Raw genomic sequence first — 13,295 nt, 5'->3', positions numbered from 1 at the left:
CAGGCTTTGTCACATTCCTGATCCCGCGTTTCGGTTCGACTTGTTCCGTCTGCCCCCAAGCAGCCACGGCTCCGCCAGCCCCAGGCCGCGGACATGGACCGCGTTCGGCAGCACGGCACGGTAGGACTGGTGGTGATGACCGTGCACAATCAGCGTGGCGCCGCACGCCGCGGCGAGGGCATCGATGACGGCGAACCCATTCGGATGGCTGGATGGCGCTTCGTGCGACACCAGGATGTCGCAGCCGAGGGCGGCGAGGCGGTCGAAATCCTCAGGAAATATCGTATCGCGGTGGAACAGCGGCAGGCCGCCGCGCCACGCTTCGTTCGGCCGCAAGGCCGCCTGGAACGCGGCTCGGGTTGGGTAGCTTGGCGGTTCGTCGGGTTGCCAGACCCTGGGTTTGAACACTCCGGGCAGGCCGCCGATGCGCAGGCCCTCGATGCTGGTCACACAGAGACCTAGATCGCCTTGATGGCTGGTCAGGTTGTCGTAGGCGGCCTCGGTCTCGGTATCATGATTGCCGAGGATCCAGCGCGCGTCCCAGCCGCGTTCGATCGCCGGCGCCAGCAAGCGCGATAGCGGCGCCGGGCAGTCGCAGTCGCCGACCAGGATCAGGGTGCTGGGGGAATGCTCCAGGCAGGCGCGCAGGATCGGGGTGAAATTGCGGTGCGGGTCGCCGGCGAACAGGATCGTCGCCGGGTCATGCAATCGCCGCCTCCACCCAGCGCGCCCAGGCCAGCACGGCTTTGTCGCCGCCCTGGCGGCCGACGATCTGGATCCCCAGCGGCAGGCCGTTCGGGCCGCTGCCGGCGGGGACGGTGACGCAGGGGACGTGCAGCGAGGTCCAGATCAGGTTGAACGCTGGGTCACCGGTCCATTCCAGGCCGCTTGGAGCCTCGCCGGGTGCGGACGGCGTGACCAGTACGTCTAGTCCCTCGATCGCGTCGGGGAAGCCGCGCTGGGTGGTTTCGAACACATGGTAGGCTTGTTCGAGTGCCGCCGGCGGCTGATTGAGGCCGAATGCCAGCCGTTCGCGCAGGCCTTCGCTGATCTGGTCGGGGTGGCGCGCCAGTTCCCAGCCCAGGGCGCGGGCGCTTTCGCTGTTCATGATGATGGGATGGGCTTCGACAAGTTGGTTGAACCTGGCGGGCAGTTCGCGTTGGCTGACCTGGGCGCCGGCTCGGCTGAGGGCCTCGGTGACGCGGGCCAGCAGCGCCTGGGTTTCCGGCGCGGCGAGGTCCCAGGCCGGGGAATGGCAGATGCCGATGCGCGGCGTCGTTGCCGGCCTGGCGTCGGGATCGCCCAGGTCTCGGCCGGACACGGCGGCGGCGAACAGCGCGCAGTCGGCGACGCCGCGAGCGATGACTCCGACCGTGTCTAGGCTGTCGGACATGATCTTCATGCCATTGCGGTTGATCAGGCCGTAGGTCGGTTTGTAGCCGACGACTCCGCAATAGGCGGCGGGGCGAATGACGCTGCCGGCGGTCTGCGTGCCGTAGGCCAGCGGGAACATCCCTGCGGCGACACCGGCGGCCGACCCCGAGGAGGAGCCGCCCGGGGTATGGGCGGGATTAACCGGGTTGGTGGTGGCGCCGGGTTTGCGCGTGGCGAACTCGGTGGTGACGGTTTTGCCGATGACGATGGCGCCGGCGGCGCGGGCCCAGGCGACGGGGGCGGCGTCGGCTTTCGGGCGGTGGTTGGCCCAGATCGGGGAGCCGTACTGGCTGGGCATGTCGGCGGTGTCGAGCACGTCCTTGACGCCGATGGGGATCCCTTGGAGGGGGCCGGGTTTCGTCGCGGCTGCCGCGGCTCGGGCCTGGGCGGGATCGAAGTGGGCGAAGGCGCGGACGGTGGGATCGCGGCTGGCGATGCGGTCGAGGTAGGCATCCAGCAAGTCCGACATGCTAAGCCGCCCATCCTGGATCATGCGTGCGGCGGCGACTGCGGACAGGGTGATGAGGTCGCTCGACATCGATGGTGCTCCTGTTTGACGCAACGCAACACCGGCATGGTGTGGCGCGTCAACTGCCGGCGCAACGGGGTGGTCGATGGTTTTGGTGGGGGCTTGTGAGCTCCCCAGGGCTTGATCGGAGCCACCTCGGTGACGGCGGAGCCGTTTCGGGTTTGTTATGGTTGCACACGGAGCAGGCGGAGGATCACGGAGTTATGCGAGGATCGAGGCCGCACCGCCGCGGGTGAGAATGCTGGTGCGCGTTATCTCGGCGACAACATCGTGGGTCAGCGCACCAGTGCTGCGGCGATCCGTTCGCGGGTCAGCGGCATGTCGCGGATGCGCGCGCCTAGGGCGTGGGCGACGGCGTTGCCGATGGCGGCGGCGGTGGGCCCGAAGGTGCATTCGCCCATTCCCAGCGTGGGCAGATCGGGGTTGGGCAGGATGGCGACGTCGATTTCCGGCACCTCGGAGAATTTCAGGATCGGATAGCTGTCCCAATCCAGGGAGGTGATGCCGTCGCCGTCCAGCGTCACCTGTTCCTTCAGGGTCATGCTGGCGGCGTGGACGATGCCGCCCTCCAGTTGGTTGCGGGCGCCGTCGGGGTTGATGACCAGGCCGGCGTCGGCGGCGCACCAGACGCGACGCAAGATGATGTCCTGGTCGACATCGAGTTCGACCGCGACGCAGGCGTAGGCGGCTTTGTTCTTGTATCGGCTCCAGGCCAGGCCCAAGCCGCGGCCGTTGCCGGCGGGGCCGCGGCTGGTCCAGTTGCAACGTTCGGTGACATTCTCGATCAAGCGTCGGGCCCTGGGGTCGGACAGCAGTGACAGGCGGTAGTCGACCGGGTCGATGCCGGCGCGTTCAGCCAGTTCGTCGATGAAGCATTCCAGCGCGAAAACGTTGGGCAATGCGCCGAGGCCGCGCAGTGACGAGGTGCGCACCGGCGTGGTCAGTGCGAGGTGGTGGATCACCCGCTTGGCCGGGAAGTCGTATAACGGGAAGGCGTTGCGGGTGCCGCCGCCGCCATTGGCCTCGGTGGGATCGTTGGCCTTGGGCGGCGGTGGCGGGTTGGGCATCGCCTCATGCGCCAGCATGGTGCCGCCGAACACTGGGCGTTGCACGTGGGAGCCGGCCCAGACCTCGGCGGTCCAGTCGGTCGGGCGGCCACCCTCGTCGAGCGCGGCCGACAGGCGCGTCATGTGGGCGGTGCTGACCGGTTCGAAGCCGAATTCCTCCTCGCGGCGCCATTGCAGCCGGATGCAGTGATCGGGGATCTGCAGGGCGATCACCGCGGCGTCGAGCGCGGCGTCGTCGGCGCCGTTATGGCCGTAGCAGCCGGCGCCGTGGGCGTGGCGGACGCTGACCTGGTCGCGCGGCAGGCCGATGATGTCGGCGACAGCGTTGCGCAGCGGGTAGACCCCCTGGGTGTGCGACCAGATCGACAGATGGCCGGCGCGATATTCGGCCAGCGCGCAGGACGGCGCCAGCGCCGCGTGCGCGACGAAGGGACGGGAGTAGATCTCGCTGACGATCGTGCCGGTCGCGGACCGCGGCATGGGATCGCCGAGGTGGCGGTCGTCGGCCGGCTGGTCGCGCAACCAGGCGGCTTCCTGCTGCGCCGGGGTCAGCACGCGCACCCCGGTCCACTCGGCGTGCGCCGGGGCGGCGGTGGCGGCGCGCTGGACGGCGGTTTCATCCCAGCAGACGAAGGCGACGAAGTCACCGACGCGGACGATGCGGATGGGGCCGCCGCCGGCCTTCTGGATCGCCGCTTCGTTCAGCGAACGCAGCCGGGCGTCGCGCGACGGCTGGCGCAGGGTGCGGGCGTGCAGCATGTCGGGGCGGACGATGTCGTGGATGAAGGCGGCACCGGTGGTTTTGGCGATCAGGTCGCGCCGCGGCACCGGCTGGCCGACCAGTTTGTAGGCGGTGTGGGGCTTTGGCTGCGCCGAACCTTCGATGTCGGCGGCGAAGTCCTCGGGCGCGGCGAAACTCCAGTAGTCGTGGCCGGTGGGGTTGCCGTCCTGCAGGAAGGTGCCGTCGTCGACCGAGATTTGGTCGGGCGAGCAGTTCAGCCGCTGGGCCAGGCGGGTCAGCACACGGGCGCGCAGTTCGGCGCTGACCAGGCGGACGGAGCGGCCGGACACCTCGATCGACTGGCTGGAGCTGGTGGAGCCCTCGTCGGGCGCGTCGTCGGTGTCGCCGGACAGGATGTCGATGCGCTCGATGGCGACGTCGAGTTCCTCGGCGGCGATCTGCGACAGCGCAGTGAGCACGCCCTGGCCGATCTCCACCTTGCCGACGGCGAGTTTGACGGTGCCCCCGGGCTGAAAGCGCAGCCATTTGTCCATGCGGCGGTTGTTGAGGATGCTGAGTGGCAGGGTGTCGCTCATGGCATTTCAGCGGCTTGCTGGACGGCGGCGATGATGCGGGTGTGGGTGCCGCAGCGGCACAGGTTGCGGTTTAGCGCGGCGGTGATGTCGACTCGGCTGGGTCGGGGGTTGCGGTCGAGCAGCGCCTTGGCGCTGATGATGATGCCGGACAGGCAGTAACCGCACTGGCCGGCCTGCTGCTGCAGGAAGGCGCGTTGCAGCTTGTGCGGGGCTTGCGCGGTGCCAAGGCCCTCGATGGTGGTGACGTGGCGGTGGGCGAGGGAACTGAGCTCGCGGGCGCAGGACGGCTGCGCTTCGCCGTCGATCAACACCATGCAGGTGCCGCATTGTTCCAGTCCGCAGCCGTAGCGGGTGCCTTTCAGATCGAGATGGTTGCGCAATACGTCGAGCAGCGGCGTGGTGGGGTCGGCGTCAACGGACACGAGACATTCATTGACAGTCAGGTCGATAGGCATGGTGCGGTTTCTCTCCCTGTCGGGCGACGGATGGGCGAGCCGGCCAGCGACGCTCGAGTGGATATCATCTGGGACGTTCCCGGTCGTTCCGTCAAAGTCGTGGGCGGCGTTGCCACTCAGTCGTGAGCGGCGGCCCAGGGTGGCAGGGCGAGTGATCGCGCCAAGTATTCGACCAGCACCTGTACCCGCAAGGGGCGCAGCGGGCTGGGCGGCATCAGCAGGTGTAGCCCGGGCGCTGCGGTCGACCAGTCGGGCATCGCGACCTCGAGCACGCCTTGGCGCAGTTCTCGCCAGACCAGGAACTACGGCTGAAGGGCGAGTGCTTGTCCGGCGACAAGTGACGGGGTCAGCAGATCAGCGTTGTCCGCCCATAGTTGCGCGGGCGGCTCGACCACCACTTCGCCGATGGCGGGGTGAGTGAAGCGCCAGACCCCGCCCGTTGCGCCGCCTGAATAGACCAGGCACCGGTGCTGGACGAGTTGGCCTGGGTGGGTGGGGCGGCCGTGCCGCTGAAAATAGGATGGTGCCCCGACGAGCAGGATGCGCACGGTGCAAAGCCGGCGAACCAGCAGGGTCGAAGCCTGGAGGCTGGCGATCCTGATCGCCAGGTCAAAACCGTCGGCGACCACGTCGACCTGACGGTCGCTCAGCGCCAGGTCGAGCACGACCTCGGGGTAGGTTTGCAGGAAATCGGGCAGCGTGGCGCCGAGATAGGCGATACCGAACGATAGCGGCGCGCTGACCCGCACCCGCCCCCGGGGCGCTGAGGACTGGGCGAAGGCCTCTGCTTCCGCCGCCTCGCCGTCGGTCAGGATGCGGGTGGCTCGCTCGAGCGAGGTGCGTCCGCTTTCGGTCAGGGAGAGCCGACGGGAGGTGCGGCTCAGGAGCGAGGTGCCGAGGTGCGCCTCAAGGCGGGTGATCGCCTTTGAGACGGTTGGCTTGGAAAGCCCGAGCTGGTCGGCCGCGCGGGCGAACGAGCCAAGTTCGGCTACCTTGGCGAAGATGGCCCAAGCTTCGAAGTCGGGCAGGCGTCGCATAAATTCCGGCATCGGTCAGGTGCGGACGTTTCTATTTCATTGCCCGTCCCGCGTCTGCATGTTTCGTGGGTCGAGCGATGAACGCTCCTGGGAGAATCCGGATGATTGAACGCAGACCCTTTTTGGAACTTGGCGGTGCCGACCACGGCTGGCTGAATGCCAAGCACCACTTTTCTTTCGCCAGCTACCACGACCCCGCCAGGATGGGCTGGGGCCCGATCCGGGTCTGGAACGACGACACGATCGCCGCCGGCACGGGCTTTCCGCCCCATCCGCACGCCGACATGGAGATCGTCACCTATGTGCGGGAGGGCGCGATCACCCACCAGGACAGCCTCGGGAACCTCGGGCGCACTGAGGCGGGCGACGTGCAGGTGATGAGCGCGGGGTCGGGCGTGCGCCACTCTGAATACAACCGCGAGCTGGGGTCGACCACGATCTTTCAGATCTGGATCGAGCCGACAACGCACGGAGTCGCGCCCGCCTGGGGCGCCAAGCCGTTTCCGAAGGGTGAACGGTCGGGCCGCTTCGTCACCCTGGCCAGCGGCTTCGCCGACGATGGGGACGCGTTGCCGATCCGCGCCGACGCCCGCGTGCTCGGTGCGACGCTGGAGGCGGGCGAGACCGCCGAGTATCGGCTTGGTGAGGCACGGCACGCCTACCTGGTCCCGGCCAAGGGTTCGGTCACGGTCAACGGCGTGCATATTGACGCCCGGGATGGTGCGGCCATCGCCGAGGAGGACGTGCTGCGGGTCACCGCGCTCAACGACGCGGAAATCGTCCTGGTCGACGCCGCCTAGTGCGGCGAAGTTCGCAGGCAACAGAGTCTGGCTTCATCGGCTGACATTCGCATCCACTGGGGGGAATGCCCTCGATCGCCACGCGGGGGGCACGGAAATATCCGATTAGTCGCCGACGCCGGTCCACTCTCGGCCGCTTGGCTCCGGGTGCCGCGCTGAAAGCCTAGCCTGGCCTGCCGCACGGCATGCCCACCACGCGCGCCGAAGCAGATCAACGCGGAGTTGCTTGGCTTCATCAGGAGCTGGCGACGCGGGCCGATGGGCGGCCGTTGCATCCATGCCCGCCCGAAAGGAGGTTTGGAGCGACCGATCGCGCTGACCGATGGGGTGGTCGGCGGTCGTTGTCACCATGAAGTCGCCGCACGGGGTGGACCTGGGGAGTCTGGCCGGGCTGTGTTCCTGGGCCTCATGGGCTTCATCCATGTCGCGAACTATGGGCTTCATCCATGTCGCGAACTAAAGCAACAATCATCACTCCTTCTTCAAGCTGGTGCCGCGTGTGAAGGGTGCGGTTTCTGCTGTTTTGGTTGTTGCTGATTCCGTTCACGACGGCATGGATGGACAAGCACCCACTGTCGCCATTTCCCTTATCTTGCGGGCATGATTCTCGCCTTCGTCATGCTGCTCGCTTCCTACGCGGTCGCGGCTTGGCCGCGTTGTGGCTGATTCCCGACTGCGGGATGGAGCCGCTCTGCGCGAACTTGCGGGGCTTAAGCGGACGGCCCGCGAAAGCGGCGGTTCATGGCGTTGGCCGCGATGGTAACTTGCCTAGGCCTTGCTAGTCAGTGAGTGCCGGGACATTTGGGGCGAGCCGCTTGCGCAGGGCCTTGCGGCCGATCGAACGGACGTCGCCGACATCGAGGGCGATGGCGGTGACGAGATATATAGAGCCGCCGAGCAGGATGGCTTCGAACAGGCCGAACCAATTCAGCGGGAAGCGGATCCAGGTCAGCGCGACGGCCATCGGTACGACCGCGAGCAGGCAGCGCAGCGCTTGTCCGATCGGCAGCCAGACCGGGAACAGCGAGGTGCCGAGGAACCAGCCGCCGACCACCGTGGCACCCTGGCAGAGCAGCGCGGTCCAGGCCGCGCCGAACATACCATAGCGCGGCACGACGTAGAGATTGAGTGCGATGTTCACCACCGTGGCGGGCAGATAAGTCCACAGCATCTGCAGCGGTCGGCCGGAGAGATGGAAGGCGTGATCGATGAAATGGGAGCGCAGTCCGCGCGCCAGCGCCGTGAAGCTCATGATCGGCAGCAGCGCGGCGACACCGGCGCGGAAGTCCTGTCCGACCAGGGAGGCGGCGATATAATCGGCCGTCAGGGCGAGGCCGGCACAGGCCGGCAAGGTGACCACGAGCAGGGCGATGCCGTTGCGGCCATTTTGCAAGCGGGCCGCATCAATGCCTTGGTTTTCCAGCACCTGGACGACGAGGGGGAAGGTTGCGGTGGAGATCGAGGAGCAGATCAGCGTGGTTGGGCGCTCCACCAGATTATAGGCGACGGCGTAGATTCCCAGCGCGCTCGTACCGGCGAGCGATCCGATCAGGAAGCGGTCGCTGCTTTGCAGGATGACCGCGGTGGCGGCGACCGCGACCAGCGGCCAGGCGTATGCGACCAGCCGGACCAGTTCGGTCTTGTCCAGGGTGCCGGCGGTGCGGCGGATCGGTGAGGCGAGCAGACGCAGATCGATCGAGGAGCACAGCACGGCGGCGATCAGGAGGCCGACGACGATCGCCTCGGCGCCGCGGCCCAGCACTGACATGGCTGCGAGGCCCAGCCCGAGGCCGAGCAGGGCGTGGATACATTCGATGGTGTTGTAGTGCCGCATATGGTTGGCGGAGCGGTTGACCGACTGGTTCAGTTGCACCAGCGAGCGGAACAGCAGCAGCGGCAGGGCGAGCCAGGCGGCAATGCGATAGTCCGCCGGCAGGTTGATCATCAGGCCTGCCGCGACGCAGATCGCTGCGACGGCGAGAGCCATCAGGTAGAAGACGGAGTAGGCTTCTTTCAGCAGGCCATCCTGGCGGTCGGCGATCGCGGCGGCGGGAAAGAACCGCATCACCGCAATCGGCAGGGCGTAAAACAGCGAGGTCTGCAGGATGAGTACGGCGGAAAACACGTAGCTGTAGCCGCCGAATGCCGCCGGCGAGAGCAACCGTGTGTAGGCGTAGACCATCACAACCGAGACAAGCGCCGGGATCACGTTTGACGGGATATAGCCGATGATCTGGCGGTACACGGTTTGACAGCCTCGCGAATAACGGTGATCGGGCCGACGATATTTTCGGCCGATAATACTACTAATGGTTGGGCGAGTCGGTCACTACGCTCGCGAGGGCGGAAAGTTCAATGCAAAAAAAACCAATACGAAAAGCTTCCGTGCGGGACGATTTCAATAATGCCGAACCGATCTGGAGGAGGCCAAATCACGTTGCCATGACGCTGAATGATACATGCCTGCCCGACTGAGTGCTGGGGCCGGGGGCGAAACATGATACATCATTACGTCGCGGTGACTACATTGACCGATCGAATTTGCCCAGAGGAGTTAGCCGCGGTCGCGGCGGCGTTGCAGTGTCAGGTGCTGCGTGATTTCGCGGCGGAATGGGGTGTCTCGGCGCTGGTTGTCGCGGCTCGGTTCGAGGCTATTCCGGCTGGCTACATCCCGCTGATCGTGCATGACACGCTGGAGGCGGACGACGCCAACGGCTTTCATCGCACGCGTACTGACGACACGCCCTATGTGCTGGTGCCGTATGGCCCGAACTGGTCGCTGGCGGCCAGTCACGAGTTGTTGCGCCTTTTAGTCAATCCTAGTGGTTCGGCGCGCCGATCGGGGCCTTCTTGCTTGCCGGGACAGGGCACCGTGGAGTATCTGATCGATGTCTGCGCGGCGTGCCCAGACGTGTCGGCGGCGTATGTGATCGACGGCGTGGTGGTGTCGGATTTTTGCACCCAGGCGTTTTTCGGCGAGGCGGGTCGGCCGTTCAGCTTTGCCGGCTCGATCACGTCCAGGCTCGCGCCGGCGGCGAACGGTGTCGTCAGTTGGCTGGCCGACGATGCGCTGTTGTATCAGGCGCGTGCCGATCGCCAGGGCCGGGTGCGGGTGCATGGCGGTTTTTCCCCGGCGAACCGGGCGCGCATGCTGTTGCGGGAGTTGGTGGACATGCTGACGCCGGAGCGGTTGCCCCGGTTGTCGAGCGCACCGCTGACCAACCGCCTGCTGCAGGCGCTGCAGAATGATCGCCGCGCGCGGTTGGCGAACCTGACGCGGTTCCAGGAGGACATTGCCTGGCGGTTCGGGCATGCATCGGCGGAGGTGTCCGAGGCGATGCCGCGCCGGCCGGCCCGGCGGCCCAAATTTTATGCTGCCGGGGGCGTCAGGTCCGGCCAGAACCTGCAGAGCGAGGAGGTGGCGATGACGGCGCGCACGGCGTCCTGATCAGGCGGCTTCATGGTCTGGCGCCAGCGGTCGGCGATGAGGCTGGTCGATCGGAACACGTCGAAGTAGCCGTTCGACCGGTCAAGCTGGGTGCTGGTGCCGAGAAAGTCGTTGGTTTGCGATTGCCAGTCGAGGCCGGCGAAGGCGAACAGGTCACGTGCGGTGTGTTCCGGCTGGCGGCACAGGTCTTCGTAGATGACGATACGCGCATTAGGCAGATCGCGCAGCGCCTCGACGGCCGGGTCGTTGAAGGCGCGCCAGGCCCAGGCATGCCTGGCTGGTTCGGGCAGCGCCTGGAAGCTGCGGCGATCGACGCCGTGGCGTTCGGCCCAGTTGGCGGCGATCAGGTCTTGCGGGGCACCTGGGTGTTTTGGCATGGCGTCGAACTGCCGCTTGGCGAAGCCAGCCATGACAGAGGCGACCTGGCCGCAGGGATGGCGCAGGATGAATACACAGCGTGTCTCCGGCATGCAGCGGGCGACGTGACTGGGATCCCAGTTGACGATCTTGACGGCGGCTCGGACCGTTCCCCAGCGGGCCGGGGCGACCAGATCGGGGACACCGGCTCGCTGGGCGATGCGGGCGAGGCCAGGAATCCGCTGCGAAGCCGCGATGACCGCGGATATTGTCTCTCGGGTTGCGTCCAGGGGTGGTGGACGCCAGGCTTTTCTGAACACCGGACGTTTGTCGGCGGCGCGGCGTGCGCGTTGTCGGAGCCAGATTCTGATTTGCTCCGCCGGGTCAAGCCCTGGAACCGGGGGCATTACCTCATCGGGTTCGTGGCGGTAGAGGATGTTGGGATGACTATCGAATATCTTGGCTAGCCAAGAAGTTCCGGAGCGGGCGGCGCCGATGACAAGTATCGCCGATTTGGCGAGCCGCAGCCATTCATCACTACCGGCCCGTGTATCGCGAAAATTATACTCGCTTGTTAAGTTAAATTTATCTGTTCCGGCGGAAACAGTTCCCCGCATGATTTGCCTATGCTCCGTCGGGACGAGGGGGGACTTACGTGAGCCATGGCTTAACTAGCGGATTCGTCTGAGAGTTTAAGGGCTACAATCGCGTGTTGGGTCGCAGTACGCGGGTATGTGTAGTTTGTAGTTTACGGTAACAGCAGCCGTAGTGGGTTAACGCCGGTCTTTAGTTTGACAACAAAATATATAGATGCGGTTTTGACCGGCATGGTGTTCGGATTTTCCGATTTGGTTTGGGCGCAACTGGCAGACGGGGGGCACGAGGCGGACGGCACAGGTTTGCCGGAGTAGGTGACGACGCACCAAATGCTCGGGCTGGCGGAGCGGATGCCCGGGTCGGCGCGGATCGCGTTGCGGGTCTATCCGGGTGGGCACATGTCGTATTTCGATAACGCCTCGTGCGCCGCATTGCATGGTGATGTCACCACCGCATTGCGCGGCGACGCCAAAGCAGTGTTCGATCCGGCCGACGCAACCGGAGGATCGCGATGAACATCGACTTCAGCGGCCGCAAAGCCATCGTCTGCGGCGGCAGCCGAGGCATCGGGCGCGCCATCGCGTTGGGGCTGGCGGCCAGCGGCGCTGACGTGTCGATCTGCGCGCGCGGGGCCGAGGGGCTGGAGCAGACGCGGGCGGAGATCGCCGCGCATGGGCGGACCGCGCACGCCGCCTCGGTCGATCTGGGCGATGAGGGCTCGGTCAAGGCCTATATCGCCGAGGCGGGCGCCGCGTTGGGCGGGATTGACGTGCTGGTGAACAATGCCTCGGCATTTGGCGCGGCGGATGACGAGGCGGCATGGGTCGCCAGCCTGGCGATCGACATGCTGGCGATCGTTCATGCCACGCAGGCGGCGTTGCCGTTTCTGGCGCAGTCGAAGGGGAGCGTGGTGAACACGTCCTCGATTTCGGCGTTGCGGGCGGCGGCGCGGCAGCCGCCCTATGGCGCGATCAAGGCGGCGGTGATCCATTATACCAACACGCAGGCGGCGATGTATGCGAAGAGCGGGATCCGGGTGAACGGGGTTGCGCCGGGGTCGATCGAGTTTCCCGGCGGGGTGTGGGACCGGCGCAAGACGGAGAACCCGAAGCTTTACGCTGCGGCGTTGGGCTCGATCCCGTTCGGGCGGATGGGGTTGCCGGAAGAGGTGGCGAACGTGGTGATGTTCCTGGCATCGCCGTTGGCGTCCTGGGTGACCGGACAGACTATCGTGGTCGATGGCGGGCAGTTGCTTTAGCCGGCGGTGAGGTCGGCCAGCAGCGGAAGCGCCTGTTGCGCGAACCAGGTGATCTGCTCGGTTTTTTGTTCGTACGGACCGAGCATATCCAGGATGACGTGGCGGACGCCGGCTGAGTGGAATTCGCGGATGCGTTCGGCGACCATCGCCGGAGTGCCGAGCGCGCAGTAGCGCTGCGCTGCTTTGCGGAAGTCCATGGCGTAGCGGACGCTGAGGGTCTCGGTGGCGTGGTCCAAGGCTGCCTGGTAGGTCTGATCGAGGCGGGTGAACAGCAGATGGCCGGTGCCGAACGGGATCGTGCCTCGGCCGGCCTGGGTTGCGGCCTGGTCTATCGTTTCGAGGGCGGTGCGATACATCTCGGGTGAGATGACATAGGCCAGGTAGCCGTCGCCGAGTCGGCCGGTGCGGCGCAGGGCGGGGGCTTGGCGGCCGCCGAACCAGATCGGCGGGCCGCCCGGTTGGCGTGGCGGCGGGTTCATTGCAACGTCCTGGAACGGGCCGTAGAACTTGCCGTGGTGGGTGACCGGGGTGCCGGTGAAGAATTTGCGCAGCACCGTTACGCCCTCGGCCAGACGGGCGCCGCGTTCGTTGTGGGGGACGTCGCAGGCTTCGTATTCGCGGGGGAACTCGCCGCCAACGCCGACACCGAGAATGAGGCGGCCCTCGGTCAGATGATCCAGCGTGGTGATTTGCTTGGCCACCGGTGTGGGGTGACGCAGCGGCAGCAGCAGCACCGAGGTGCCTAGGGTAAGGCGGCGGCTGACGACGGCGGCCTGCGCCAGTTGCAGCAGCGGATCGAGGATCGCGACCGGGAACGAGATGTGGTCGCCGGTCCAGAGTGAATCGTAGCCGCAGTCATCGACCAGCTTGACCAGGTCGGCCAGTTCGTCGATCCGCGGCAACCAGGGCGCGTCGGCGGGTTCGGTGCGGCGATGGATGGTCTGGATGCCGACGCGCAGGCGGCTATCGAGGGTCAGGGTCATGCGGTCGCTCCGT

General features: G+C 66.4%; 13 protein-coding genes. 4 read left to right on the top strand and 9 right to left on the bottom strand.

Translation table 11 applies throughout. The features are described 5' to 3' along the window. Positions 1-9 precede the first annotated feature (9 nt). The 6 genes from ACQY4T_RS23840 to ACQY4T_RS23815 form a co-directional block, all read right to left on the bottom strand. The gene (locus ACQY4T_RS23840; RefSeq protein WP_428535745.1) at positions 10-708 is read right to left on the bottom strand and encodes a metallophosphoesterase family protein; all 699 of its coding nucleotides are present in this window, start codon (positions 706-708) and stop codon (positions 10-12) included. After that, positions 701-1,972, bottom strand: a complete 1,272-nt coding sequence (locus ACQY4T_RS23835; protein ID WP_428535743.1) for an amidase — start codon at positions 1,970-1,972, stop codon at positions 701-703. The genes ACQY4T_RS23840 and ACQY4T_RS23835 overlap by 8 nt, the downstream gene beginning before the upstream one ends. 266 nt (positions 1,973-2,238) lie before the next feature. Further along, positions 2,239-4,347 (bottom strand): molybdopterin cofactor-binding domain-containing protein, encoded by a 2,109-nt coding sequence (locus ACQY4T_RS23830; RefSeq protein ID WP_428535741.1) that lies wholly within the window; start codon positions 4,345-4,347, stop codon positions 2,239-2,241. Beyond that, on the bottom strand, positions 4,344-4,769 hold the full coding sequence (locus ACQY4T_RS23825) for a (2Fe-2S)-binding protein (RefSeq protein ID WP_428535739.1): 426 nt from the start codon (positions 4,767-4,769) through the stop codon (positions 4,344-4,346). The genes ACQY4T_RS23830 and ACQY4T_RS23825 overlap by 4 nt, the downstream gene beginning before the upstream one ends. Before the next feature lie 149 nt (positions 4,770-4,918). Further along, the gene (locus ACQY4T_RS23820; RefSeq protein WP_428535737.1) at positions 4,919-5,059 is read right to left on the bottom strand and encodes a hypothetical protein; all 141 of its coding nucleotides are present in this window, start codon (positions 5,057-5,059) and stop codon (positions 4,919-4,921) included. A 45-nt stretch (positions 5,060-5,104) separates the two neighbouring features. Then, positions 5,105-5,851 carry a LysR substrate-binding domain-containing protein gene (locus ACQY4T_RS23815; protein WP_428535735.1) on the bottom strand — a complete coding sequence of 249 codons (747 nt, stop codon included), beginning with the start codon at positions 5,849-5,851 and terminating at the stop codon, positions 5,105-5,107. 89 nt (positions 5,852-5,940) lie between these two features. On the opposite strand from ACQY4T_RS23815, the gene ACQY4T_RS23810 reads away from it, so the two are divergent. Continuing rightward, positions 5,941-6,639 (top strand): pirin family protein, encoded by a 699-nt coding sequence (locus tag ACQY4T_RS23810; RefSeq protein ID WP_428535733.1) that lies wholly within the window; start codon positions 5,941-5,943, stop codon positions 6,637-6,639. 778 nt (positions 6,640-7,417) lie between these two features. Here ACQY4T_RS23810 and ACQY4T_RS23805 read toward each other — a convergent pair. Next, positions 7,418-8,884, bottom strand: a complete 1,467-nt coding sequence (locus ACQY4T_RS23805) for an oligosaccharide flippase family protein (protein WP_428535731.1) — start codon at positions 8,882-8,884, stop codon at positions 7,418-7,420. A gap of 252 nt (positions 8,885-9,136) precedes the next feature. On the opposite strand from ACQY4T_RS23805, the gene ACQY4T_RS23800 reads away from it, so the two are divergent. After that, positions 9,137-10,087 carry a hypothetical protein gene (locus tag ACQY4T_RS23800; RefSeq protein WP_428535729.1) on the top strand — a complete coding sequence of 317 codons (951 nt, stop codon included), beginning with the start codon at positions 9,137-9,139 and terminating at the stop codon, positions 10,085-10,087. On the opposite strand, the gene ACQY4T_RS23795 is transcribed toward ACQY4T_RS23800, so the two are convergent. Next, entirely contained in the window at positions 10,009-11,061 is a 1,053-nt protein-coding gene (locus tag ACQY4T_RS23795; protein ID WP_428535727.1) for a sulfotransferase, read from the bottom strand. The genes ACQY4T_RS23800 and ACQY4T_RS23795 overlap by 79 nt on opposite strands. Positions 11,062-11,355: 294 nt before the next feature. Between ACQY4T_RS23795 and ACQY4T_RS23790 the strand changes: the two genes are divergently transcribed. Both ACQY4T_RS23790 and ACQY4T_RS23785 read left to right on the top strand, forming a co-directional pair. Further along, positions 11,356-11,556 (top strand): hypothetical protein, encoded by a 201-nt coding sequence (locus tag ACQY4T_RS23790; RefSeq protein ID WP_428535725.1) that lies wholly within the window; start codon positions 11,356-11,358, stop codon positions 11,554-11,556. Continuing rightward, positions 11,553-12,299, top strand: a complete 747-nt coding sequence (locus tag ACQY4T_RS23785; protein WP_428535723.1) for an SDR family NAD(P)-dependent oxidoreductase — start codon at positions 11,553-11,555, stop codon at positions 12,297-12,299. Before ACQY4T_RS23790 ends, ACQY4T_RS23785 begins: the two co-directional genes overlap by 4 nt. On the opposite strand, the gene ACQY4T_RS23780 is transcribed toward ACQY4T_RS23785, so the two are convergent. Then, on the bottom strand, positions 12,296-13,282 hold the full coding sequence (locus tag ACQY4T_RS23780) for an LLM class flavin-dependent oxidoreductase (protein WP_428535721.1): 987 nt from the start codon (positions 13,280-13,282) through the stop codon (positions 12,296-12,298). The genes ACQY4T_RS23785 and ACQY4T_RS23780 overlap by 4 nt on opposite strands. Positions 13,283-13,295: the final 13 nt, after the last annotated feature.

This window comes from Rhodopila sp. (genome assembly GCF_965277825.1).
In the GTDB taxonomy this organism is placed as follows: domain Bacteria; phylum Pseudomonadota; class Alphaproteobacteria; order Acetobacterales; family Acetobacteraceae; genus Rhodopila.
Note: the sequence above shows the minus strand (reverse complement) of the source record. Positions and strands in the feature narration are given on the sequence as shown.

Excerpts from the sequence above, each read along its gene's own strand:
- ACQY4T_RS23830 (WP_428535741.1), bottom strand. The coding sequence starts at position 4,347 with ATGAGCGACACCCTGCCACTCAGCATCCTCAACAACCGCCGCATGGAC.
- ACQY4T_RS23815 (WP_428535735.1), bottom strand. The coding sequence starts at position 5,851 with ATGCCGGAATTTATGCGACGCCTGCCCGACTTCGAAGCTTGGGCCATC.
- ACQY4T_RS23785 (WP_428535723.1), top strand. The coding sequence starts at position 11,553 with ATGAACATCGACTTCAGCGGCCGCAAAGCCATCGTCTGCGGCGGCAGC.
- ACQY4T_RS23780 (WP_428535721.1), bottom strand. The coding sequence starts at position 13,282 with ATGACCCTGACCCTCGATAGCCGCCTGCGCGTCGGCATCCAGACCATC.
- ACQY4T_RS23800 (WP_428535729.1), top strand. The coding sequence starts at position 9,137 with ATGATACATCATTACGTCGCGGTGACTACATTGACCGATCGAATTTGC.
- ACQY4T_RS23795 (WP_428535727.1), bottom strand. The coding sequence starts at position 11,061 with ATGCGGGGAACTGTTTCCGCCGGAACAGATAAATTTAACTTAACAAGC.
- ACQY4T_RS23820 (WP_428535737.1), bottom strand. The coding sequence starts at position 5,059 with ATGCCCGACTGGTCGACCGCAGCGCCCGGGCTACACCTGCTGATGCCG.
- ACQY4T_RS23810 (WP_428535733.1), top strand. The coding sequence starts at position 5,941 with ATGATTGAACGCAGACCCTTTTTGGAACTTGGCGGTGCCGACCACGGC.
- ACQY4T_RS23835 (WP_428535743.1), bottom strand. The coding sequence starts at position 1,972 with ATGTCGAGCGACCTCATCACCCTGTCCGCAGTCGCCGCCGCACGCATG.